This window comes from Paenibacillus sp. D2_2 (assembly GCF_031199965.1).
GTDB lineage: Bacteria > Bacillota > Bacilli > Paenibacillales > Paenibacillaceae > Fontibacillus.
In genome coordinates, this window is sequence record NZ_CP133605.1 from 1,636,786 (window position 1) to 1,660,883 (window position 24,098).

The following is a 24,098-nucleotide window of genomic DNA, read 5'->3' on the forward strand; positions in this document are numbered from 1 at the left end:
ACTGGTCTTTTTTTAGGCGACTATTGACTTTTTATTAGTTTACGTACTATGCCCGTTGGATGACGCGTTCTCTTTTTTTTGGTATTCTTAGGTGAGATTGAGAACTTATATGAAATCTTCTTAGCAAACCTAACATTATTTTCTTAAAAAAATAGAGTAACAACATTGCAACATATCGCTAGCCGATATCGTCTGTAATGTTGCAAGGAAGGGGGAGCCTTAGTGGTAGAGCAGGGACTCATCAGAGCCGCTCAGCAGGGCGATCGCGACGCTCTAATCACCCTATTGCGTGAGATAGAAACACATGTTTACCGGACGGCCTATTATATTTTGAATAACGAACAGGACGCGCTGGATGCAGCCCAGGAGGCGCTAATTAGGATCTATACGAAGATTGGGTCCTACGAGGAGAAAGCGCAATTCAAGACATGGGTTCAGCGTATAGTAACCAATATTTGTATAGATAAGTTCCGAAGGAATAAGCCTACGGTTTCTATTGAAGAGCATGAGCTTGTTTTTCAAGGGAAAGAGAGTGTCGAGAGGGAAGTGATGTCTGGCTACATAGCAGAAGACATTCGCGAAGCAATCGATCAGCTTCCGGAACATCACCGTTCTGTTGTTGTTCTGAGATATTTGCAGGACTTCTCGTACAACGAAATTGCTGACTGTATGAATTTACCGCTCAATACCGTGAAATCCTATTTATTTAGGGCGAGACAACAGCTTCAGCATTTACTCCAAGATTATCAGAAAGGTGGTGTGTCAGGATGAAATGTTCGGAGGCGGTGGAATGGATGCATCGTTATTTAGATCATGATTTGAACGATGAAGAAAGCGCCCAATTATTCGAGCATATTCGTAATTGCCGAGATTGCGCCGAAGAATTTGACATATTAAAAATGCTGAATTCTAAATTGGAACAGCTTCCAAAGGTGATGCCGAAGATCAATTTGGTTGATTCGATTCTTCCTCAGCTGGATGAGATCGACAGGGCACGCCGTGAGGAAGGCAGTGCTTCGGAGGTGCTGCCAGGGATGAAGCCGCTGGTTGCTAAGTCAGAGGAACCAGCAGCAAGCCGTAGTCGCAGACAGAGTCCGTGGCGAAACCGCGCTTTTCGCGCAGGTGCGCTCGGTGTAACGGCAGCGCTGGTCCTTGGCATATTCATATACAATTATGAGCCGCGTACCGCGTCTGACGCTGAGATATCAGTGCAATCATTGTCTAGCAGTGACATGGCTGACAATGCGACGCGTTCGGATACTACCAACAGTTCCAGCTCTGACGCGAGTAGGGATGCACAGAGCCAATTACCGCAGGAAGGCAACAATCCAGCCGGAGATTCCAATGATAGCGTATTGCAGCAGGCAGGGCAGCAGAACGATACTGCCGGGAAAGAAGACCCCGCTGCAGCTCGTGCTCTTACAGGAAATTCAGATGCTGGGGAGAACAGTGGAAGTCCAGCCACAACAAGCAAGCAGGGTTCTGCGGACACCAAAGACTTAAATAAGAGTGATATGTCTGCTAGTGATAAGGCTTCGAGTGGACAGAGCGATAAGCGGCAGTCCAAGACGAGTCCATCAGTTTCTGGAAATACTGCAGCCTCAGGAGCTACAACCAGTAAAGTCACTAAGAACGATCGCAGCAGCGACAATGATGGCCAAACTGTTGATGGGACAGAAGAACCCGAGAGCACTCGTTATTCTATTGGTGGGAACATCATGGGTATATTAGCTAAGGATCTATGGACTTCGCCGGACGGAGGCTTTACCGTCGAAATTAATGACGGACATCTCTATTTGTATCAGAACAATGCAGATAGTATTAATGGCCGCAAACTGATTGCAGATAAACCATTTGATGGTGTATGGGTGCAAGGTTCCTGGTCCGAGGATAGCAAATCGTATCAGTATGAGATAGATAAAGACAATGTGACCTCGACTTACACTTTGCAAACTGAGACTGATGTAACAGACCCATCTGTTAATAATGACCAATCTCAAAAAAATACAACCAAATGAGTCACCTTTTTGTGAGATATGGAATAGGTTATATAGATTAGTGAGAAATAGAGACCCTGATCGTCGTATGACCGTCGGCGGAAAAGTTTCTAGAGCTTTTCAGCCCGCGTTTATATAGATGTTCTGGGACAAAGGGACCTTATGCTCGAGTGGCGGGGTCCCTTTGTTGCGTTGTGATAGGAATTCTCGGTCCGTGTTAAAATTGTCGCTTGGACGAACAACACTTTTCGAGATATGATAATAAAGCGAGTGTTCAAACAGTTTTTGGACTGCATCATAAAATGAGTGTTCAAAATGATCGGTTTTCAGCGCCGAGAAGATTTGATGAAGCTACTACATCTTAAATGGATGAGGAGGGGAAAATGGTGGATGTGAAAACAGCTATCAAAGAGATAAAACAAGGGAAAGTTTCCCCTTTATATTTGTGTTACGGTACAGAGAAATATCAGATGCAGCAGTTCATCGCCTTATTGCAGGAACAAATTGTGGACCCGGATCAACGGGACTTTGCGCTAGCGCATTTTGATTTAACAGAGACCCCTGTGGAGGTTGTTATTGAAGAAGCGGAGACACCACCCTTTCTGGCTGAGCGCAAGCTGATTATTGCCAAGGATTCGTCTGTATTTACGGCTGGCAGGGATAGCAGCAAAATCGAGCATAAGCTTGAGACGCTCCTCGCCTATAGTGCCAATCCTGCTGAATATAGTGTCATTGTCTTTGTGGCTAATAGTGAGAAGCTCGATGAGAGGAAAAAGATCGTTAAGACAATGAAAAGTGAGGGAGTCGTCCTATCCTTCCTGCCGCTGAGCGGAGCCGAGCTTATTCAGTGGGTCGTTCGTGAGGTGGAGAATCGTGGCTGCCGAATTGGAACGGATGGTGCGGAGGCACTCATCGCTTCAGCAGGGGTACAGATGTCCGCCTTGTCGGTTGAGGTAGACAAGCTATGTCTCTATGCCGGACCAGGAGGTAAAATTGATCCGGCGACAGTGGAGCAGCTGGTGGCGAGAAGCACGGAGCAGAATGTATTCGTGATGGTGGAGAATATCGCCAATTTAAAATTGGATAAAGCGCTCGATATATTTTATGAGCTTCTTAAGCAGCGCGAAGAGCCTATAAAGATCGCAGCTCTGATTGCCCGTCAGTTCCGCATTATGCTGCAGGTTAAGGATTTGGGCAGGCAGAGTTATTCCCAGCAGCAGATCGCTTCCCAGTTAAGTCTGCATCCATACGCAGTGAAGATTGCTGGTGAGCAAGCCCGTAAATTCGAACCTGCTGCATTACGCGGCATATTGTCAGAGCTAGCTGAGCTGGATTACCGTATGAAGAGCGGACGTGTCGATAAGGTGCTTGGACTGGAAATGTTCCTGCTTAAGCTTGGGGCATAGAGGAGGGGCACTCCTCTTCTTCCCCTCATAAAAATGCATCCAAAAAGACCTGAACGAATTCGTTCAGGTCTCTTCAGGCTTCAGTTTATTAAAATGTCGCCTATTACGCTTGAGTCGTAAGGGCGTTCAATTTTTTAGCCAAGCGGGATTTCTTGCGGGATGCTGCATTTTTGTGGATCAAACCTTTAGTAACAGCTTTGTCCAATTTCTTAGTAGCAGCGGCGAAAGCGGCTTTAGCTGCTTCCACATCGTTAGCTGTCAATGCAGTATCAGCAGTTTTAACTACAGTACGCAGTGCAGACTTTTGCGAAGCGTTAAGTTGGCGACGCTTGTCGTTAGTTTTAACACGTTTGATTGCGGATTTAATGTTTGGCATTGCATTCACCTCCTGTAAAGCATATATCAAGCCAGATGATTCACAACTTAAAATATTTTATCACGCGTCCCGTCAAATTGCAATGAATTCATCAAAAGAGAATGAAACAAAAGTGAATTTGATGAACTTTACTTGCATAATCGGTTTTCCTTTCCTGCACAATAACAGGTATAGGCAAGAGAGGAAAAGGAGGTCCGAATCAGATGAATCTGGATTTGCGTGACTATGCAATAAGAACAGATTTAGCAGTTGAGTCGAAGGAAATGGCCGAGACGGTACATGGTAGTCCGTTATCCGGTGTGCAGGAACAGGTGGACGAGCACGACGGGATCAAGATTACCCGGCTTGATGTGACGGACGAGAACGCATCGCGTCAGCTTGGAAGAGTGATGGGCCATTATATTACTTTAGAGGTGCCTGGCCTGAGAAGTCAGGATACTGATTTGCAGGAGAAGGTGTCGGCGGCTTTTGCGGAGGAGTTTACGGCATTCCTCAATAAAATAGGCATCAATCCCGGTGCTAAAGTGCTGATCGTTGGGCTCGGCAACTGGAATGTGACACCGGATGCACTTGGACCTCTCGTTGTGGAGAATGTGCTCGTGACCCGCCATTTCTTTGAATTAGTCCGGGATCAGGTAGCTCCCGGCTACAGGGAGGTTAGCGCCATTGCTCCAGGTGTACTTGGAATCACTGGTATCGAGTCGAGCGAGGTGGTTCAGGGCATTGTGGACCGAACGAAGCCGGATTTGATCATTGCCATCGATGCGCTGGCATCCCGTTCACTGGAGAGAGTGAACACGACGATTCAAATCGCGGATATCGGGATTCACCCTGGGTCAGGAATCGGCAACAAACGCCGTGGGTTAACCAAAGAAATTCTCGGTATCCCTTGCATAGCTATCGGGGTTCCTACAGTATGCTACGCTTCTACGATCGTGAATAATGTGCTTGATCTCATGAAGACGCATTTCAATGACGAGAGCAGTAATGGCCAGGGGGCGGAGACGAAGCAGATTATGGGTCTACTCCATGATCTAAACGAAGGCGAACGTCTAGGACTCGTCAAAGAAGTACTCGAGCCGTTAGGGCATGATCTGATCGTTACGCCGAAGGAAATCGATGAATTTATTGAGGACATTGCGAATGTCATCGCTAGCGGTCTTAACCTGTCTTTGCATGAGGCTGTAACTCCTGATAATGTCGCAAGTTATACCCATTAACCAACGGAAAGGTCTCCGTAAATTCAATATAGCGTCTTCATGACTAATAGGGTCCAATATTCCAAGGTGGAACTTTCCATTTTGGGGTATTGGATCTTTGTTATTCTCCTCAAGCCTATAGTTCAACGAATCTAGTGGATTTCTTCTTTGTTGTTAGAATTCTAGGTTCTATTCATTTGAATAGATTCATAGATTTGGAGTACAAGGAATGATTCTGATAGAACAACTGGCTAGGGAGGACGGAGAAAATATGAAATTTAGAGCATGGAATATTGGCAAAATAAAACGAAGCATGATGTATATGTTGGCGATGGGACGTACCTTTTTGTTGTTGTCGGTGATGGCGGCCGTATTTTTTGTATTGTTAGGCACCCTTGGGATCGCCGAGAAGAGCTTGAACACTTCACCAGTGTCCTCGATGAAGGGCCTTGCCGCATCGCTGTCGAGCCGCTTTTTTATTAATATGGTTGGCATGGAGCTGCCGCATTCGGTTAGTGAGAAGCAGTCGCTCGTATTTGATAGCAAGAAAATGACGAATTTCGTATTTCAATTGCTGACCGATGTGAATCCAGCCGATCCAAAGAGCCTGCTCGCCCGGGAAGTGCCTGGGCTTGGAGCAGATAGCCCGATTCTGCTGCGCAGCGGCTCAGGTAATAATATCGCTTCGGCTCCGGAGGATTATAGGCCAGGTCCGGGTGCGGATGGCAGCGGGCCAAATCATGAGGAAGGGGACGAGAATCAAGCTGTTCCTGATCCGCCACAGGAGGAGGACGGCGGCCTGCCCCCGATAAGTCTGGAGGTCAAGACTCCAAGAATAATGAGCCGCCTATCAAGCCGGGTAATAAGAACGTCGTGATGATCTATCATTCACACCCTCAGGAATCATATAATCCGTTGCTTGGTTCCAATGTGAACAATCCGAGCTCTTCGGATGAGGATAAGAATGTTAGTCTTGTTGGCAAGATGCTGGCCAGTGCGCTGGAGAAGAAGGGAGTAGCCACACTGCATTCTTTTGTTAATTATCAGGCGACTGTGAGTGATTACAACTACTATAATTCATATAAATATTCAAGAGAGACGGTTAAACAGGCAATGACGGAGAATGGTAAGCTGCAATACTACTTCGATATTCATCGCGATTCCACGCGTCATGATAAGACGACAGCAACTATTGATGGCGTCAGTTACGCACAGGTTTACTTCATTATTGGCCATAAGAATGATAATTGGCAGCAGAATGAGGAGTTTGCTGGCTTGATCCATAATCGGATGGAGAAGAGCTACCCGGGCCTATCCCGTGGAGTATGGGGAAAACTACAGCCCAAGGCAACGGAGAATATAATCAATCCCTGTCACCCAACAGTATTCTTATCGAGATCGGTGGTATAGATAGTACAGAGGAAGAGCTTAATAACACAGCTAAGGTGTTGGCTGGTATTATCGCAGATGTATATTGGGAGAGTCAGGATACGGAAAAGGCTGGGACGCTCGCTAAGGCTGGGAAGAGCACAAATCAAACTGTAGCAAGCGCAAATAAAAATACGAATAAGACCAATACTGGAAATAAGAAATGAGTTTTCCGCTACACCCCTACTTTTTGAACTACCTATCAATATACCGAGACCAGAAAGGAGCGTTAGTCGAATGGCCAAGAAGATGAGGAGAGCAGTGTTCTATTTAATATTACTCGCAGCTGGGGTAACTCTGGGAATGCAAATGGGTGATGGAGGCTTATCGAGCACTAATAATCCGCAGTATGCCGAGGCTAACGTTCCATCTAATGGATTTTGGCAGAACGGTTATTATTACAGTGCGGCAGGAGCCCAACCCGTATGGGTGAATGGCAATGGGAATAATGGATATCAAGGGGGTGCTCCTAGCTACAACGGGAATGGCGGCTATGCTGGAAATACCGGCACAGGAGCCGTGCCTAACGGTTATTATGTTGTGACGCCAGGGCCCGGTCAGCCAGGATACCAGACAACTCCGGGAACAGAGGTATCGAAAACTCCGTCAGAGCTGTTGATGCCACCTGCAGATGCTCCTGGGGTGGACCAGATAGCTGACAAAACAGCTAACCTGTTGCAGCAAATCTCTAAAAAAGGAATTCACTGGGTCGCCTCTTGGTTCAATCCAGAAGTACAATAACGAAGGTTTATCCCTGCACACAGCTTTGTTATACTAATTTTTATAGGTAGTTCAAACTGTTATTTGTAGCGGGGGTTTATAAAATTGAAGAAGATTACGATGCAGCAGATTGCCGATCATTTGGGCGTGTCTAAATTTGTTGTCTCCAAGGCATTGTCCGGCAAATCCGGTGTAAACGAGGCTACGAAGAACCGGGTCATTGAAGCGGCGTCGCAGCTCGGTTATTTTGCCCAGAAGAATGCTTATATTAAAAATCAGGTAGGCTCTGAGTTTTTTTCTGAGGCAAGTGGTAAGCAATCTGTCATCGTGCTGATGCCTAACATTCGTTTTCAGACTAGGGAGTCCCTCTATTGGGGAGGATTCTGGAAGGAATCCATGCGGAGCTTGAACGACGCGGGCTGGGAGCGGTAATTATATCAGAGTCCCGTGTGGACAACATCATTCACGTTCTGAACCCGGGAGGAATTCTCGGGATGGTCGGCGTTGGACAAATTGATTCATCGCTTCTGCTCGAAGTACACCGTCTCGGCATTCCTACCGTATTGGTTGATCATGAAGACGCGCTGATTCCAACCGATACGGTATTTGCTAACAATGTGGACAGCCTCTCTAGGCTCTGCAACCATCTGATAGGTTTGGGCCATAAGAAGCTCTGCTTCCTTGGCGATCTATCCTTCTCGCGCAGCTTCCGTGACCGCTGGCTAGGCTTTCGGGACGCACTGGAACGAAGCGGTCTAGAGGTACAGCTAGCGAATGATCCAATGCTCTGGCTCCAAGGGGTAGAGACCGGCGAATATGCCGATGAATTGACTGCCATACTAGAGACCAGGCAGAAAGAGAACACTCTGCCGACGGCACTTGTCTGTGCCAATGATTCGATTGCGCTGAGAGTGATCTCCATTCTACAGGGAATTGGCGTATCCGTTCCCGAACAAGTCTCGGTTACCGGCTTTGATAATATTGATGATGCTGCCAAAAATCCGATTTCGATAACCACGGTAAATGTCCCAAAAGAGGCAATCGGTCGCCGTGCAGTGAAAAAGCTGATGGAACGGATCGAGCAACCGGAGATGACCATCGAGAAAATACTGATGTCGACGGAGCTAGTTCTCCGTGAATCAACCGGAGGTCCTGTCAGCAATTAATGGGGAGATGAAGGCTGCTCTTGCTTAGCGAACCGCTGTGACCAATAGCCGAGCCCCATTGTGCCGATTAGCAGGATTCCGGTGATCCAAAATACGGAATGGATGCTCCAGACACCACTGATTACACCACCGACGAGCGGCCCGAGCATCCCACCTATCTGGTTAGCCGTCTGATTCAAGCTGAAGGCGCGTCCACGGAAGTCCGGTTTTGTCGTACGGACGACCAGGCCGTTTAGCGCAGGAAATACAGCGCAGAAGAAGCAGCCATATAGGAATCGAATCGAAGAGAACCAGTAGATATTATGGAACGGAAGCTGCATAAGTGTGCCTATTCCACCAGCAAACAAGCCAATCAGCAATATTTTGTGAAAACCAACTTTATCGGCGTATTTACCCCAGCGTGGTGCGAAGAGAATGCTGGCAATACCGACTAGAGAAAATACGATTCCTGATACGAGTGAGGCATCCTTGGCGTTATGACCCAGATCTATGATATATAAGGACAGTACCGGCTCGATCGTCATGACTGAGAATTGCGTGAGCATTGTCAGAATGAGAATGATGATCAGAGGACGGTTATTTGCCGCTAGCTTAAAAGTATGTACAATTGATCCGGAGTCTTTGCTCGGAACGAACGAATCTTCTCTGACCATGAAAATAATCAGGATCGTAGCAAGGAAGCAGAGGACACCGGCACTGCCAAAGGCGATACGGTTATCGAAAATCTTGGATAGAATGCCGCCAAGCATCGGTCCCATAATATTGCCTGTTGCGGTCGCCGTAGACATCATGGAGAGGGCGTAGCCAACTTTTTTCTCAGGCGTATTCGTTCCTACCAAGGCAATCGACCCGGGGATAAATCCCGACAGAAGGCCTTGCAGGATTCGCAGGCCAAGCAATTGGTACTCATTCGTTACGAAGGCGGTAAGCAAATAGATCACGCACAGGACGAAGCCGGCACGGATAATCATCGGTTTGCGGCCATATTTGTCGCCTACGGCTCCCCAGAATGGGGATGAGATGGCTCCGGCCAGAAAAGCACTGCTGAACAGCATGCCTGACCACAGCTCAATATGTTTGCTAACTCCTAGATCGATCAGGAAGAGCGGCAAGAATGGAATGACCATGGAGAAGCTGGATGATACAATAAAAGAACCGACCCATAATACCCATAAATTTTTCTTCCAAGTTTCCACGGTTCATCACTCCTGTTGAAGATTGCTCAATAGAGTGACCAATGATGATATTGTTTCCATTGAGAATCTGTATGAATTTGTCAGTCTGATTCTATGATACTGCAATTGGAAGGATTAATCATTAGGATCGAACGATTTCTTTCCTGAACTTATACATAATAACTGTATGGCAGAAGGCGTGAAGGAGCGAAGGAGCGAAGGAGCGAGGGCATTGACACAACATAAAAGAGAGTCTCACGATATATTATCGGATCATTGCGACAGCATGAAGCGTTGTCAGATTTCAACTTTACTGAGCTGGTTACAGCGGATTGCCGATGAGGATGTAGCTCACTTTGGGCTGCCGATCGAGGAAATGATGCAGCAGGGAATGGCCTGGATGCTCACGACGATGGATGTCGAGTTTCTAAGAATGCCGTTATACGGCGAAAAAATTACACTAGAGTCCTGGCATAAGGGACACAAAGGGGTTCAATGGCTGCGTGATTTCCGAATTTACGGGGAGCAGGGCGAGGTGATCGGACAAGCCAGATCGACTTGGGTATTGGTTGACCTTGAGAAGCGTCGGATTTTACGGCCCTCCGCTTTGCCGCAGGAGATACCCGCTAACAGTGATGATTCAGTAGGGGATGTACCACAGAAGGTACAGATTCCGTCAGATATTGACTTGCGGCTTGTATATGACCACACGGTGCGTCAGAGCAGCATTGATATGAACGGACATGTCAATAATGCACAATTCGCGAGTATGGGCATGGATGCATTATCAGCGGAACAATTTGCTAGAGATATTGCTCATTTCCGTATTACTTACCATCAGGAAGCGATGCTTGGTGAGACAATCACGATATTGGCCGGAACGAATAACGACCAGTATGGCTGGATCAGCAGCAGGACGGCGGATGACCGGATATTATTTGAGGCGGAGCTAGAGTTTAAAGCTTAGAAGTTTCATGAAATTACAGAAGAAGTGCCTGGGGAATTCGAACCCAGGCACTTCTTCTTGTTCATTATGAGTTTATGAGTGTACTCTCATGTATTCCAGATTACGATCGACTAGTTGAGCTCTTTGCTGCACGCAAGCGTAAGAGCGGAGCGGATCTTCAGGGGTATTCATGCAGTAATCGAGCAATTGTTCTACTGAAGTTGTCGCTACATGAATCCGGGTATCAGAGGAAGCATAGTAAATAAATACATCTCCATTCTCTCTGGCGATGACACCGTTGCAGAATACAACATTGGAGACGTCTCCAACTCGTTCCTCGCCTTGTGGAGCGATAAAGTGCCCACCTGGGTGATGAGTAACTTTATAAGGTTCCTCTAGATCTGTGAGGAACGCATAGAGAACATATCTTAGCCCGGCTGCGGTGCCGCGGACGCCGTGTGCAATGTGTAGCCAACCTTTGTCTGTCTTGATCGGGGCTGGGCCTTGGCCGTTCTTGACCTCTTTGATCGTATGATAACAGCGTTCATCAATGATCAATTCCTCATCGATGTTGGCGTTCTCTATAGATTCAGATAATCCCCAACCGATGCCCCCGCCTGATCCAGCGCTGATGAAGCCGTCCTGCGGCCGGGTATAGAAGGCGTATTTGCCATCGATGAATTCCGGATGGAGCACGACATTTCTTTGTTGCGGAGATTTGGATCTAAGATCGGCCAGACGTTCCCAGTTGATCAGATCCTTGGTCCGGGCGATTCCGCATTGTGCGACAGCACTAGATAGATCTCCGGCAGGGGCGTCAGGATCCTTGCGCTCGGTACAGAACAGGCCATAAATCCAACCATCCTCATGTTGAACTAGACGCATATCATAGACGTTTGTATCAGGATCTTTGGTCTCTGGCATGACGACCGGGTGATCCCAGAAACGGAAGCTGTCGATCCCGTTTTCACTTTCGGCTACGGCGAAGAAGGATTTGCGGTCATAGCCTTCCACGCGTGCCACTAGATAGTATTTATCATTCAGATAGATGGCACCCGGGTTGAGAACCGCATTAATCCCTAGTCTTCCGCGAAGAAGGGGTTAGTGGTCGGGTTGAAATCATATTTCCAGATAAGCGGAGCGTGCTCTGCAGTTAATACCGGATATTTATAGCGATCATAGATTCCGTTTCCGTAAGGGAGCTTCTCATTGGTACGGGTGATTAGATCTTCATAGTGCTCAGTAATCGCTCGCTGTCTATCTTCGAACAGGTTCATATTTATTCCTCCAGGGTATGGGAATGGGTAATAAATAGTTTTTTGATCAGATGGAGCTAATGAGATGTTTGCGGAGAATCCACCAAAGTTAGATGTTTTAGGCGCTCCAGCATTTCAAGACATGCCCTGCTATTATGGTAGGGACATTTCCATGCGCTAACCTTCGGTCCATGGGGGAGAGGTGTTCCGTCTGAACTGACACCCCAATACCACTCACCATAGGTGCGATCTATAAGATATTTCTGAATGAATTCCCACGAGCGCCACGCCGCTTGTTTGAATTTCTGCTCGCCAGTCAATTGGTAAGCATTGAAGAATCCGACTACCGCTTCAGCCTGTGGCCACCAATCTTTGTTGGTGTCGGTAACACCGTTCGGATTAGCCTCGTTCCATATCCCTCCATCATTGTCCACCCCTGTCTCCAATACTGCAGCCGCCATGGCGACAGCTGTCTGCTTGACCTCAATTAGCAATTCATGATCTCCCAGCACTTCCGCTGCTTCGACAAGGAGCCAGCTTCCCTCGATATCATGGCCATAGGAGATGTGCTCGCCCTTTACATTCCAGGCTTCATCGAAGAATAGATTGAAACAGGCCTGATGTGAATCGATAATATGCTTCATAGTGACCTGTATCAGTTCAGTCAAGCTTGTGGTTAGTATAGGTGATGACCATACTCTGTACAGATTGGTGTAAGCTTCAAGGATGTGAAGATGGGTATTCATTGACTTCTTCTCATTCAGATCTTTGCGGCTGAGACTTAGATGATCCGTCTCTTTCCAGTCACGGGACAGAGCTTCTACATAACCCTTGTATACGCTGTCATAACTGTGCTTCTCTAAGAGATGATAGGTGGTAATAGATAAGTCCAGAGCGGCTTGGTGCTTCGTTGCCAGATAATATTCGGACAAAGCGTATATGGCGAAGGCTTGCCCGTAGATCTGCTTCTTATCGTTACTGGGACGGCCTTGATAATCAACCATCCAAAAGAAACCGCCGTAGGTCTGATCTAAGAAGTATTCAGTCAAATATTGATAGGCCCGGTCCGCAATTTCAAGGTACAAGGGGACCTGTAAAGCGCGGTATGCTGCAGCGAATGTCCACAGAATACGAGTGTTCAGGACAAGCCCTTTATGAGCGTGGGGAATCAGCTTCATCGGCTGTTCAATAGCACCATAGAAGCCCTCATTAACGTGATCGATACTATGCTCGCTCCAGAACTTCAGGATGTTGTCTTGTAGTTCCTGCTGTAATTCTAAGTCCCATTGTTCTATACTCATCGTATTTTGCACCTCCTTTGTTGGATTCACGATCTTTAGGGAGTTTCGGTAAATAAAGTAGAATCATTTTGTTGCATAAATTGCTCCTTAAATAGCGTTTGTTATCATTTGTTATATAATAATATAACAAAATAAATATCTCACAACTAATATAAAACGACTACCTACTTATTTCAATAGTTATTATCGCTTCCGGTTGCAGATATTTGTTAGTATTCCTGGAGATACGTAAAACCGTCGAAATTATGGTAGTCAAGCAGCTTGAAAAACATATGCGAAGCTATTCTAGTCTCTCTAACGAAACTACAGATCGCTATTTCCTCAAAAACAGCGGCCAAATAAATCTAACGAAACTCCAGATCGTTATATGGGGAAAACTCGGTTTTAGGCCCTTCATTCGTCCAAATAACGATACTCAGTTTCGTTGCTATGAACATTTTTGTCAACCATCGTATTTCCATCGAAGCACTAGGCGCGGGAGCAAATAAGCGAGCGACGGTCGGCACGCTGCTATCCGTGGGTTGGTTACCACATTCAATGCCTTCGTCAAGGAGAGCGATTGCCAGCTAGAAACGCACGTTCAGTTTGTCACCTAGTGCAAACGAAACTCGCAAATTCTCTCCTAAACCTTCGTTTGCCCGGGTCTAATGCTCCGGTGGTTAATCCTTCATAGGTTTAAAGCAGTTACTTATACCCGTTTTTCTTTTCTCATGAACGACTTCTGTGGAGAGAACCGGGTTATACCCTTTCCCCTTTTTACAAATAAGAATTTTGAGGTTGTTCTGCAATCCGAGCAACCGCCCAAATAAACCCGACTAATTCTCTGGCCACGGCACCAATAGCTACGTTTTTAGGTTTGCTTTTTCCAAAAACAAGATGTCGATATTTCGTATGCAATCTTTCTTGTGCCTTCCAAGACAAAAGTTGTACGTCTGGAGGCAATCCTTCTAGGCGGTTCGCTAGTTCACCTTTTACAGCAGGTCGATGACGGTAGCTCCATGCTGACTCCACTAACGTTCGACGCAAATGGCTGTTACCGGCCTTGGTCATAGAACCTCGTCGTGTACTTTGACCTGACGAATGCTCACGAGGAACTAGACCTAAGTAGGCCATGAGCTGAGCAGGCGAGCGAAACCGCGCGAACGTGCCAATCTCCGCAGCAATGGTAATCGCCGTAAGACGCGCAACACCGCGCAAGGATTGAAGGGTCTGAATCACAACCGCCTTTGCCCCCGTTGTGGCTTGCCTAAGAAGCGCATCTTCTAAACGGCCCATGCGTTGTTCAACTTCCTCGAGCGCATGAATCATTTCGGTAAACACGACCTGCATCGCTTCATGTTCGAATGACAATGAAGCCAGCCAAGCGCGATATTTCTTTGTCCAACGACGTTTGATGGTATCCGGTGGATGAACTTGATGGCGCAGGAGAAACTTAAGGATCCGTTGACGAGCGCGGTGCGCATCTTCCTTGGCTGCTTCACGGGAACGAACTAAATCCCGCAATGCTTCGTCATCTCGCGATGGTATATGAACCGCGGTCAACTCACCTGCTCGGAAAAGACGAGCGAGTTGCTCCGCATCCCGGCGGTCCGTTTTTACATGGTCGCCAGGCCGTTTGGGCATAAGGGAAGGGGCAATCACGGTACAACTTGCTCCCATAGATTCGATCCAGCGGTGTGTTTCGTATCCAGTCGGACCAGCTTCGTAACAGAATGCTAAGGAATTTGCAGGACCTAATTCCTTGATAAGTTTCCGAAGAGCGGCAGGTGTATGTGCTATAGTTCCGTAGTAACGTGGCAATTCTCGTCCCTCATCTGCAATGGCAACGGAAATTTTTTCTTTTGATACATCTAAACCGACGTATTTTGTGGTAAACTGCATTAATGACAGCCTCCTTTTGCTTTGTAGCTCTGAAATGGGTTTTCTACAGTATCCATTTTAACCTACGATTCGAAGCAAATACGGGGGCTGTTTTGTTCATCATAGCTAGAAACAATTAGCCAGCTTTTTGGCCTAAATAGCGATACACAGTTTCGTTAGGAATGTCTATATGCAAAACCATTGGTATCTCGAAAATCTGCCTGCGAAATTACGGCGGTTATTTAATGATCTTGGAGGTTTGTGGTAGCTAAGCAGCTTTTACAATTGCCTAATTGCTGTCTGACCTTGCAACTGATATAATGAATTGATTGTACTCAAAAGGATTTTGTGGTGGGGGTAAGGATGACAGATATTAAGCTTCGACAACAAAAAATTCGTAATTTCAGTATCATTGCACATATAGACCATGGGAAATCGACATTAGCTGACCGGATTCTCGAATTTACCGGTGCGCTCTCTTCTCGCGAAATGCAGGAGCAGGTGCTCGATAATATGGATCTGGAACGGGAGCGCGGCATTACGATTAAGCTGCAGGCCGTTCGTTTGGCTTATAAGGCCGATGATGGTGAGGAGTATATCCTTAACCTGATTGACACCCCGGGACATGTGGACTTTACGTATGAAGTTTCACGCAGTCTCGCGGCTTGTGAAGGCGCTCTGCTTGTCGTGGATGCGGCACAGGGGATTGAAGCGCAGACGCTGGCTAACGTGTATTTGGCCCTCGATAATGATCTGGAGATTTTGCCGGTCATCAATAAGATTGACTTGCCAAGTGCAGACCCGGATCGTGTGAAGGAAGAAATTGAAGAAGTGATCGGACTCGATGCTAGCGAGGCTGTTCATGCCTCTGCAAAAGCTGGCATCGGGATCAAGGAAATTCTGGAGCAGGTTGTGCAGAAGGTACCGGCGCCGACAGGTGACCCGGATCAGCCGCTTAAGGCGCTGATTTTTGACTCGCACTATGATCCATACAAAGGCGTTATCGTCTATGTGCGTGTCGTGGACGGTCATATTAAAGCAGGTTCCAAAATCAAAATGATGGCTACCGACAAAGTGTTTGAGGTTATTGAAGTAGGTGCCTTCAAACCGCGTATGACCATTGTTGATGAATTAAATGTAGGCGATGTTGGATTTATCGTTGCCGGGATCAAGAATGTCGGGGATACTCGGGTCGGGGATACCGTAACAGAGGCTAAGAATCCTACTTTGGAGCCGTTACCTGGTTATCGTAAGATCAATCCAATGGTGTTCTGTGGTCTCTATCCGATCGAATCTTCGGATTATAACGACCTTCGTGAGGCACTGGAGAAGCTGCAATTGAACGATGCATCACTTAGCTTCGAGCCGGAGACATTTAGTGCTCTAGGCTTTGGCTTCCGTTGTGGATTCCTCGGTCTCCTTCATATGGACGTTATCCAGGAACGGATTGAACGGGAGTTCAACATTCCGCTCATTACGACGGCACCAAGCGTTATTTATCATATCACGCTGACCAATGGCGAGATGATTACGATCGATAACCCGTCCAACTATCCAGAAGTCGGCAAGATTGAATATGTAGAAGAGCCTTATGTTAAAGCGGCGATCATCGTACCAAATGATTTCGTGGGTACCGTGATGGAGCTTTGCCAGACCAAGCGCGGCGAATTCGTCAATATGGAGTATCTCGATACAACCCGTGTGACGATTACGTATCAGATCCCGCTCTCGGAGATCGTCTATGATTTCTTCGATCAACTGAAATCGAGCACGAAAGGCTATGCCTCCTTCGATTACGAAATTTCCGGCTACCGCAAATCCAATCTGGTTAAGATGGATATCCTGCTTAATGGCGAACAGGTCGATGCACTCTCCTTCATCGTTCACCGCGACAAGGCTTATCATCGCGGCCGGATTATTTGTGAGAAGCTGCGTGAACTGATTCCGCGGCAAATGTTCGAGGTGCCGATTCAGGCTTCGATCGGTACGAAGATCATCTCGCGCGAGACAGTTAAAGCGATGCGTAAGAACGTACTTGCCAAATGTTACGGCGGTGACATCTCGCGGAAGCGGAAGCTGCTTGAGAAGCAGAAGGAAGGCAAGAAGCGGATGAAGCAGGTCGGCAGTGTTGAAGTACCGCAAGAAGCGTTTATGGCTGTACTCAAGATTGATGATAAATAGAAGAGATATCTTCAATAAGGGAAGCCTTCGGGCTTTCCTTTTGATTATTAGTGAGTATTAAGAGAGGGTTCAAAAAGTGCGGTTTTCAGCACCGAGAAGGTTGGATGAAGCTAGGGTCTGAGGAGCGGAGCGTACGTAGTTTGTACGTGAGCACCGGAGGACCCGGCTGAATTCAAGATTCGATGCCGAATTGCTTCTTGATTTGCTTCGTGATCAAAAGCGGATTTTTTGAACTACCTATTAAAGGAGGCATTGCCATGAACCATATGATAAATAATAAAGGACAGGGAATGCCTGAACGAGAGACGAGATCGTCCGCTCCGAAGGCGGTCTATATCCATATTCCCTTCTGTACGAATAAATGCTTCTACTGTGATTTCAATTCCTATGTGTTGAAGGACCAGCCAGTGATGGACTACTTACGGGCGTTGGACTATGAAATGGAGCTTACGGTTAGAGATACACCTCCGGGGGAAATTCGCAGCATCTTTGTTGGCGGAGGTACACCTACCGTATTGAACCCGCAGGAGATGGAGTTCTTCCTTGCTTCAGTACGCAAGCATTTTCCTAACTTTGCATCGGATATTGAGTTCTCGATGGAAGCTAACCCGGGGACGACCGATCTAGAGAAACTGAAGGTGATGCGAGAAGGCGGCGTGAATCGGGTCAGCTTCGGGGTGCAGGCGTTCCAGAATGAACTATTATCAGGAATTGGTCGAATTCATAATACCGATGATGTGTACCGCAGCCTGGAGAATGCTCATAAAGCGGGTTTGAATAATCTCTCGATCGATCTGATGTTCGGCCTGCCGAATCAGACCGTGGAAATGCTCGATTATAGTGTGCAACGGGCACTTGAACTGGGATTGCCGCATTATTCGATCTACAGCTTGAAGGTAGAAGAGAATACACTGTTCCATACGCTGTATAGGAAGAATCAGCTTCCGCTTCCGGACGAAGAGGATGAGCTGAAGATGTATTTATTGCTGATGGAACGGATGAAGGAAGCGGGATATAAGCAGTATGAGATCAGCAATTTTGCCAAGCCGGGCTTTGAGAGCCGCCACAATATCACGTATTGGCGCAATGAGGATTATTACGGCTTTGGTGCCGGAGCACATGGATATGTAGGGCATCAGCGCCATATCAATATCAAGGGAGTTAATCCATACGTAGAAGCGGCGACTACACGGCTTCCGCGTCTGGAGCAATTTACGGTACCACGCGAGGAAGCGATGGAGGATTTCATGATGGTCGGTCTTCGTGTGCTCGATGGGATACGTAATGCAGACTTTGAAGCCCAATTCGCTGTAAAGCTTGAGGATATGTTCGGTAGCCATTTACGCAAGATGGTGGATTCGGGATTGCTTGAGCAACATGAGGATAAGGGCGGTTATCGACTTAGTGAAAAAGGAATCCTGTTCGGTAATGAGGTATTCGCTGAATTTATCGACACGATCACTGAATCTAAATAAATATTAGCTCAGTTAAAGAACAAAGGTGTCGTCTAAAAAGCGATTTTCCTTTGTTCTTTCATTATATATAGGTCTAATACATCGATCCTGCTGAATAGAACGAATTTTCTCTCTTGAAGTTTTATACGTCCTGATGTATATTTATTCGTATTAAATATTGGAAATTGGGATTTAAGGGGAGAACCTATGCCAGCCGTAGCGGTAAGCAGAAGAGCAACACTTGAAGATGTAGAGCAGTTATACTTACTGATTGATGATTATGCACGCAAAGGAATTATGCTGCCGCGCTCCCGTAAAGTGCTGGAACGGCTGATTGATGATTTCGTCGTTACCGAGGTGGATGGACTAGTCGTTGGCTGCGGATCGCTCTGTAAATTGGGCGAGGAGCTGGTGGAGATTCGTTCGCTCGGTATTGCAGAAGGCTATAAGGGCCAGGGGCTTGGATCGATGCTTGTCAAACAATTGGTAGAAGAAGCGAGAGCACAGGGGATCCCGAAGGTTATGGCTTTGACTTATGAGGTTTCCTTCTTTTTGAAAAATGACTTCAATGTTGTAGAGAAAGAGATTTTTCCAGAGAAAGTATGGACTGATTGCGTTAACTGTTCCAAGCAGCATGCTTGCGATGAAATAGCAGTGCTCAAGATACTGGACTGACTTGACAATCGTCAGGTTGGTTTGGTATTTTTGTAGTAGGGTTTAGCACTCATCTCCATCGAGTGCTAACGACCTAATCAAATCTTGGATCTAGGAGGGATTTCCATGTTGACGGAACGCCAGAGAATGATTTTGAACGCTATAGTGGATGACTATGTTCGCTCGGCGGAGCCAGTGGGGTCCCGAAGCATCTCCAAACGTGGTGATGTCGGGTACAGTCCCGCTACGATCCGTAACGAGATGGCAGATCTTGAGGAGCTTGGTTTTCTTGAGCAACCGCATACCTCGGCCGGACGTATTCCGTCCCATAAAGGGTATCGGTATTATGTGGATCACTTATCTCCATTAAATTTGCTTGCTCCTGAAGAACTAGCTACAATGAAAATGTTCTTTGCGGAAAAACTAAGTGCACTTGAACAGGTTATCCAGCATGCCGGAACGATCCTATCCAATATGACGAATTATACTTCCATCCTGCTTGGGCCGGAAGTTTTTCATACTTCTTTGCGGCATTTCCAATTACTCCCGTTGACCGATAATACGGCGGTGGCGATCATTGTGACGAGCACCGGACAAGTGGAGAACAAGACGGTAACTATGCCGGCAGGCATCTCGATTTCCGAGATGGAGAAGGTCGTCAATTTGTTGAACTACAAGTTAGCGGGGGTTCCGATCTATAAGTTGAAATCCGCTCTGTACAATGAGCTTGGCCAAGAGATGCAGCGCTATGTTACGCATTTCGAAGAATTGATGAATGTGCTTGATGAAGCCTTCGACAATGGGCAAGATGGCCAACGCCTCTTTCTTAGCGGAGCAACGAACATGCTGACACAACCGGAATTCCGTGATGTCGATAAAATCAAAGGCATCCTTGATCTGTTCGAGGAGACACCGACATTAATGAAGATGTTGGCTTCCGCTTCAGCAGGTACGGGAATTCAAGTGCGTATCGGTTCCGAGATTAATCATGATGCCTTCGCGAATTGCAGCTTGATTACTGCAACCTACGCGATTGAAGGAGAATCCGTTGGAACAATTGGTATCTTGGGACCCACCCGGATGGATTACGCTCGGGTGATACCGATTTTGGATATATTGTCCAAGAATTTGACCCAGTTTTTTATTAAAAAGCATGAGAAGTAACTATTAGCTTATCGGAAGTCAAGGAGGTGACATCTTGAAGGAACAACAGCCTGTTCAAGATACGATTAATCAAGAGGAAGAATTGAATGGCGTGGATGTGAATCAAGATCAAAGTCATGAGGCAGAGGAGCACACAGCTCCAGAGGCCGAAGCGGCATCGAATGATGCTGTGAATGAGAAGGCTAACGAAGAGCTCGATAACCTTCGGGCTGAACTAGAGGAGCATCAACAGCGGCTCTTGCGTGTTCAAGCCGATTATGATAATTTCCGTCGCCGTACGGTGAAGGAAAAGGAAGATCTTGCGAAATATGCTTCATCCAAGCTGATCTCCGAGCTTATCCCTGTTATCGATAACTTCGAGAGAGCCTTGGGAACAGTAGGTGACAACGAGGAAGTTGCCGCATACTCCAAAGGCGTTGAGATGATTATTCGTCAATTCGAGAACGTACTGCAGGCCGAGGGCTTGAAGAAGATGGTGTCTGTCGGTGAAGCGTTCAATCCTGAGTACCATCAGGCTATCATGCAGGTGGAATCGGATGAATATGAAGAAGGCATCGTCGTTGAGGAATTGCAGAGCGGATATCTTCTTAAGGATAAAGTGCTGCGTCCAGCTATGGTTAAAGTTAGCGGCTAAACTGGGCTGCTAAATTATAAAAAATTGTAATTACGATACGAATTATTTAAGGAGGATATCCCCATGAGTAAAGTTATTGGTATTGACCTTGGTACAACAAACTCTTGCGTTGCAGTAATGGAAGGCGGCGAAGCTGTTGTCATTCCTAACCCTGAAGGTGCGCGCACTACCCCTTCGGTAGTCGGCTTCAAGAAAGACGGTGAACGGATCGTCGGCGAGACTGCAAAACGTCAAGCAATCACGAATCCGGATCGCACGATTATGTCGATCAAAAGACATATGGGTTCGAATCATAAAGAGACGATTGACGGCAAAGATTTCACCGCACAAGAAATTTCCGCGATCATCTTGCAAAAATTGAAATCCGATGCTGAAGCATATCTTGGACAAACGGTAACCCAAGCCGTTATCACGGTTCCGGCATATTTTAACGATAGCCAGCGTCAAGCAACTAAGGATGCCGGTAAAATTGCTGGTCTTGAAGTACTCCGTATCGTCAACGAGCCTACAGCAGCTGCACTTGCTTATGGTATGGAAAAATCGGAAGATCACACGATCCTCGTCTATGACCTTGGTGGCGGTACGTTCGACGTATCTATCCTTGAGCTAGGCGACGGTTTCTTCGAAGTTAAAGCGACAAGTGGTGACAACAACCTTGGTGGCGATGACTTTGACCAAGCAATCATCAACTATTTGGTTGCTGAATTCAAGAAAGATCAAGGCATCGATTTGAGTAAGGATAAGGCTGCAGTACAACGTTTGAAAGATGCTGCAGAGAAAGCGAAGAAGGAATTGTCCGGCGTGCTTACGACAACGATCTCCTTGCCGTTCATCACTGTTGTTGATGGCGTGCCTCAGCACTTAGAGTTGAATCTGACTCGTGCTAAGTTTGAAGAATTGACTGAAGATCTCGTTGAACGTACGATGGGCCCAACTCGTCGTGCACTTAGCGATGCAGGCTTAACTCCTGCCGACATGGATAAGATTGTTCTTGTCGGTGGATCGACTCGTATTCCTGCCGTACAAGAAGCAATCAAGAAAGTAACGGGCAAAGATCCTCATAAAGGCGTTAACCCGGACGAAGTAGTTGCCCTTGGTGCCGCGGTTCAAGCCGGCGTATTGACTGGTGACGTGAAGGACGTTGTATTGCTCGACGTTACTCCACTCTCACTTGGTATTGAGACAGCTGGCGGCGTATTTACGAAGATGATCGAGCGTAATACGACGATCCCAACTAGTAAATCGCAAGTATTCTCTACTTATGCAGATAACCAGCCAAGCGTTGAGATCCACGTTCTGCAAGGTGAGCGTGAGATGGCAGCCGGTAACAAGACATTGGGACGCTTCCAATTGGGCGACATTCCTCTCGCTCCACGCGGTGTACCACAAATCGAAGTTTCCTTCGATATCGATGCCAACGGTATCGTTAATGTATCGGCAACAGATAAAGGTACTGGCAAGAGCCAGAAGATTACGATCACTTCTTCCGGCGGTTTGAATGATGAAGAAATCGATCGTATGATGAAGGATGCCGAGCTGCATGCGGAAGAAGACAAGAAACGTAAAGAATTGGTAGAGGCGAAGAATGCGGCTGACCAATTGATCTACAGCGTTGACAAGACCATTAAAGAGCTTGGCGATAAGGTAGATGCCAGTGAGAAAGATAAAGCGGAAGCTGCTAAGGAAGAGCTGAAGAAAGCAGTAGAAAGTGACGATGTAGATACGATCAAAGCTGCTACTGAGAAATTGACAGAAATCGTTCAACAGCTCTCTGTGAAGCTGTATGAGCAAGCACAGGCGCAAGCGGGTGCTGATGCTGATGCAGGTCAAGCTAGCGGTGCGCAGAATGATAATGTCGTTGATGCAGAATATGAAGTAGTAGATGACGATAAGAAATAAGAGTAATGCCTGCTCATACGTCAATTTTGATTTGAAATAGGCTTCGGTGAAATGGGAAGGTCAAAGTGTCGGGCATTTGACGCGCTTTGACTTTCCTTTTGCCGGATTAAGGGAATGATTTACTTTCGGTACAGCAATCAAGCGATAACGGGGGTGGAAGGATGGCTGAGAAGCGAGATTATTATGAAGTGCTAGGTGTCTCTAAGAGCGCCAATGATGATGAGATCAAGAAAGCATATCGCAAGATGGCACGCCAATATCATCCGGACGTGAACAAGGCGAGCGATGCAGAGGATAAGTTTAAAGAGGTCAAAGAAGCTTACGATGTTCTGAGCGATAGCGGTAAACGTTCGCAATACGACCAATTTGGGCATATCGATCCGAACCAAGGAATGGGCGGAGGCTTCCAAGGAGGAGACTTCGGAGGCTTCGGCGATATTTTCGATATGTTCTTTGGTGGTGGCGGACGTCGTGATCCAAATGCGCCACAGCGTGGAAATGATTTGCAGTATAATTTAACGATTGAATTCGAGGAAGCCGTCTTCGGTAAAGAGATCGAGATCAAGATTCCTAGGACAGAGAGCTGCGATACCTGCTTCGGCTCTGGAGCCAAGCCGGGCACCAAGCCCGAGACATGTTCGGTATGTCATGGCAGTGGGCAGCAGGAGGTAGTGCAGAATACTCCGTTTGGGCGTATGGTTAATCGCCGTGCCTGCAGCAATTGCGGTGGTAAGGGTAAAATTATTAAGGACAAATGTTCTACCTGCAACGGCAGTGGCCAGGTGAAGAAGCAACGTACCATTAATGTCCATGTTCCAGCTGGCGCGTATGATGGTGCACAAATGCGGATGTCCGGCGAGGGAGAAGGTGGACTGCGCGGCGGCCCAGCAGGGGATTTGTATATTAACATTCGCGTTAAACCGCATGAATATTTTGAACGCGAGGGCGATGATATTTATCTAGAATTGCCGATTACTTTTACCCAGGCTGCGCTGGGTGACGATATTGAAATTCCAACCTTGCACGATAAGGTTAGATTGAAGATCCCTGCGGGAACGCAGACCGAGCATTTCTTCCGTCTGAAAGGCAAAGGTGTTCCTAAATTGCGTGGCGTTGGTCAAGGGGATATGCATGTAAAAGTGCGGATCGTCACTCCGAAGAATCTAAGCGAAGAACAGAAGGATCTACTACGTCAGTTCGCGTCGCTTAGCGGAGAGCATACGCAAGAGAATGAGCAGTCCTTTTTTGATCGTATGAAAAAGGCGTTCCGTGGAGACTGATA

The 24,098-nt window shown here is 46.9% G+C and carries 23 protein-coding genes and 1 pseudogene; 19 read left to right on the forward strand and 5 right to left on the reverse strand.

Annotated elements, in window-relative coordinates:
* Positions 1–222: 222 nt before the first annotated feature.
* From RE628_RS08125 to holA, 3 genes are all read left to right on the forward strand, one after another.
* Positions 223–771 carry an RNA polymerase sigma factor gene (locus RE628_RS08125; protein ID WP_309158292.1) on the forward strand — a complete coding sequence of 183 codons (549 nt, stop codon included), beginning with the start codon at positions 223–225 and terminating at the stop codon, positions 769–771.
* Positions 768–2,018 carry an anti-sigma factor gene (locus RE628_RS08130; RefSeq protein ID WP_309158293.1) on the forward strand — a complete coding sequence of 417 codons (1,251 nt, stop codon included), beginning with the start codon at positions 768–770 and terminating at the stop codon, positions 2,016–2,018. Before RE628_RS08125 ends, RE628_RS08130 begins: the two co-directional genes overlap by 4 nt.
* A gap of 365 nt (positions 2,019–2,383) precedes the next feature.
* Positions 2,384–3,403 carry a DNA polymerase III subunit delta gene (holA, locus tag RE628_RS08135; protein ID WP_309159403.1) on the forward strand — a complete coding sequence of 340 codons (1,020 nt, stop codon included), beginning with the start codon at positions 2,384–2,386 and terminating at the stop codon, positions 3,401–3,403.
* 103 nt (positions 3,404–3,506) lie between these two features.
* On the opposite strand, the gene rpsT is transcribed toward holA, so the two are convergent.
* Entirely contained in the window at positions 3,507–3,779 is a 273-nt protein-coding gene (gene rpsT, locus RE628_RS08140) for a 30S ribosomal protein S20 (protein ID WP_309158294.1), read from the reverse strand.
* A 203-nt stretch (positions 3,780–3,982) separates the two neighbouring features.
* On the opposite strand from rpsT, the gene gpr reads away from it, so the two are divergent.
* The 7 genes from gpr to RE628_RS08175 all read left to right on the forward strand — a co-directional run bounded on the left by gpr (position 3,983) and on the right by RE628_RS08175 (position 8,292).
* On the forward strand, positions 3,983–4,999 hold the full coding sequence (gene gpr / locus RE628_RS08145; RefSeq protein ID WP_309158295.1) for a GPR endopeptidase: 1,017 nt from the start codon (positions 3,983–3,985) through the stop codon (positions 4,997–4,999).
* A 250-nt stretch (positions 5,000–5,249) separates the two neighbouring features.
* On the forward strand, positions 5,250–5,855 hold the full coding sequence (locus RE628_RS08150; protein ID WP_309158296.1) for a hypothetical protein: 606 nt from the start codon (positions 5,250–5,252) through the stop codon (positions 5,853–5,855).
* On the forward strand, positions 5,855–6,388 hold the full coding sequence (spoIIP, locus tag RE628_RS08155) for a stage II sporulation protein P (RefSeq protein ID WP_309159404.1): 534 nt from the start codon (positions 5,855–5,857) through the stop codon (positions 6,386–6,388). The genes RE628_RS08150 and spoIIP overlap by 1 nt, the downstream gene beginning before the upstream one ends.
* Positions 6,304–6,573, forward strand: coding sequence for a stage II sporulation protein P (locus RE628_RS08160; RefSeq protein WP_309158297.1), 270 nt, complete (start codon positions 6,304–6,306; stop codon positions 6,571–6,573). Before spoIIP ends, RE628_RS08160 begins: the two co-directional genes overlap by 85 nt.
* Positions 6,574–6,643: 70 nt before the next feature.
* Positions 6,644–7,147 (forward strand): hypothetical protein, encoded by a 504-nt coding sequence (locus tag RE628_RS08165; RefSeq protein WP_309158298.1) that lies wholly within the window; start codon positions 6,644–6,646, stop codon positions 7,145–7,147.
* Between the two features lie 84 nt (positions 7,148–7,231).
* Entirely contained in the window at positions 7,232–7,558 is a 327-nt protein-coding gene (locus tag RE628_RS08170; RefSeq protein ID WP_309158299.1) for a LacI family DNA-binding transcriptional regulator, read from the forward strand.
* Positions 7,498–8,292, forward strand: coding sequence for a substrate-binding domain-containing protein (locus tag RE628_RS08175; protein ID WP_309158300.1), 795 nt, complete (start codon positions 7,498–7,500; stop codon positions 8,290–8,292). The genes RE628_RS08170 and RE628_RS08175 overlap by 61 nt, the downstream gene beginning before the upstream one ends.
* On the opposite strand, the gene RE628_RS08180 is transcribed toward RE628_RS08175, so the two are convergent.
* Positions 8,289–9,488, reverse strand: a complete 1,200-nt coding sequence (locus RE628_RS08180) for an MFS transporter (protein ID WP_309158301.1) — start codon at positions 9,486–9,488, stop codon at positions 8,289–8,291. The genes RE628_RS08175 and RE628_RS08180 overlap by 4 nt on opposite strands.
* A 211-nt stretch (positions 9,489–9,699) precedes the next feature.
* Here RE628_RS08180 and RE628_RS08185 point away from each other — a divergent pair, with 211 nt between their 5' ends.
* Entirely contained in the window at positions 9,700–10,434 is a 735-nt protein-coding gene (locus RE628_RS08185; protein WP_309158302.1) for an acyl-[acyl-carrier-protein] thioesterase, read from the forward strand.
* 72 nt (positions 10,435–10,506) lie between these two features.
* On the opposite strand, the pseudogene RE628_RS08190 reads toward RE628_RS08185, so the two are convergent.
* Positions 10,507–11,690: pseudogene (locus tag RE628_RS08190) on the reverse strand (glycosidase).
* Between the two features lie 56 nt (positions 11,691–11,746).
* Positions 11,747–12,970: an AGE family epimerase/isomerase gene (locus RE628_RS08195; RefSeq protein ID WP_309158303.1), complete on the reverse strand. Its 1,224-nt coding sequence runs from the start codon at positions 12,968–12,970 to the stop codon at positions 11,747–11,749.
* A gap of 429 nt (positions 12,971–13,399) precedes the next feature.
* On the opposite strand from RE628_RS08195, the gene RE628_RS08200 reads away from it, so the two are divergent.
* On the forward strand, positions 13,400–13,540 hold the full coding sequence (locus RE628_RS08200; protein WP_309153938.1) for a hypothetical protein: 141 nt from the start codon (positions 13,400–13,402) through the stop codon (positions 13,538–13,540).
* A gap of 186 nt (positions 13,541–13,726) precedes the next feature.
* Here the strand turns inward: RE628_RS08200 and RE628_RS08205 are convergent, their stop codons facing one another.
* Positions 13,727–14,851 carry an IS110 family RNA-guided transposase gene (locus RE628_RS08205; RefSeq protein WP_309153937.1) on the reverse strand — a complete coding sequence of 375 codons (1,125 nt, stop codon included), beginning with the start codon at positions 14,849–14,851 and terminating at the stop codon, positions 13,727–13,729.
* Positions 14,852–15,193: 342 nt separating this feature from the next.
* On the opposite strand from RE628_RS08205, the gene lepA reads away from it, so the two are divergent.
* The 7 genes from lepA (at position 15,194) to dnaJ (ending at position 24,096) form a co-directional block, all read left to right on the forward strand.
* Positions 15,194–17,011, forward strand: coding sequence for a translation elongation factor 4 (gene lepA, locus RE628_RS08210; RefSeq protein WP_309158304.1), 1,818 nt, complete (start codon positions 15,194–15,196; stop codon positions 17,009–17,011).
* Positions 17,012–17,277: 266 nt separating this feature from the next.
* On the forward strand, positions 17,278–18,486 hold the full coding sequence (gene hemW, locus RE628_RS08215; RefSeq protein ID WP_309159405.1) for a radical SAM family heme chaperone HemW: 1,209 nt from the start codon (positions 17,278–17,280) through the stop codon (positions 18,484–18,486).
* A 186-nt stretch (positions 18,487–18,672) separates the two neighbouring features.
* On the forward strand, positions 18,673–19,140 hold the full coding sequence (locus RE628_RS08220) for an N-acetyltransferase (protein WP_309158305.1): 468 nt from the start codon (positions 18,673–18,675) through the stop codon (positions 19,138–19,140).
* 105 nt (positions 19,141–19,245) lie between these two features.
* Complete coding sequence (gene hrcA / locus RE628_RS08225) at positions 19,246–20,283, forward strand: heat-inducible transcriptional repressor HrcA (protein WP_309158306.1); 1,038 nt, start codon at positions 19,246–19,248, stop codon at positions 20,281–20,283.
* A 34-nt stretch (positions 20,284–20,317) separates the two neighbouring features.
* Positions 20,318–20,917, forward strand: coding sequence for a nucleotide exchange factor GrpE (gene grpE, locus RE628_RS08230; protein ID WP_375143057.1), 600 nt, complete (start codon positions 20,318–20,320; stop codon positions 20,915–20,917).
* Positions 20,918–20,980: 63 nt separating this feature from the next.
* Positions 20,981–22,816, forward strand: a complete 1,836-nt coding sequence (gene dnaK / locus RE628_RS08235; RefSeq protein WP_309158307.1) for a molecular chaperone DnaK — start codon at positions 20,981–20,983, stop codon at positions 22,814–22,816.
* A 161-nt stretch (positions 22,817–22,977) separates the two neighbouring features.
* A complete protein-coding gene (gene dnaJ / locus RE628_RS08240) occupies positions 22,978–24,096 on the forward strand; it encodes a molecular chaperone DnaJ (protein WP_309158308.1) in 1,119 nt (372 codons plus the stop codon).
* The last annotated feature ends 2 nt before the right edge of the window (positions 24,097–24,098 follow it).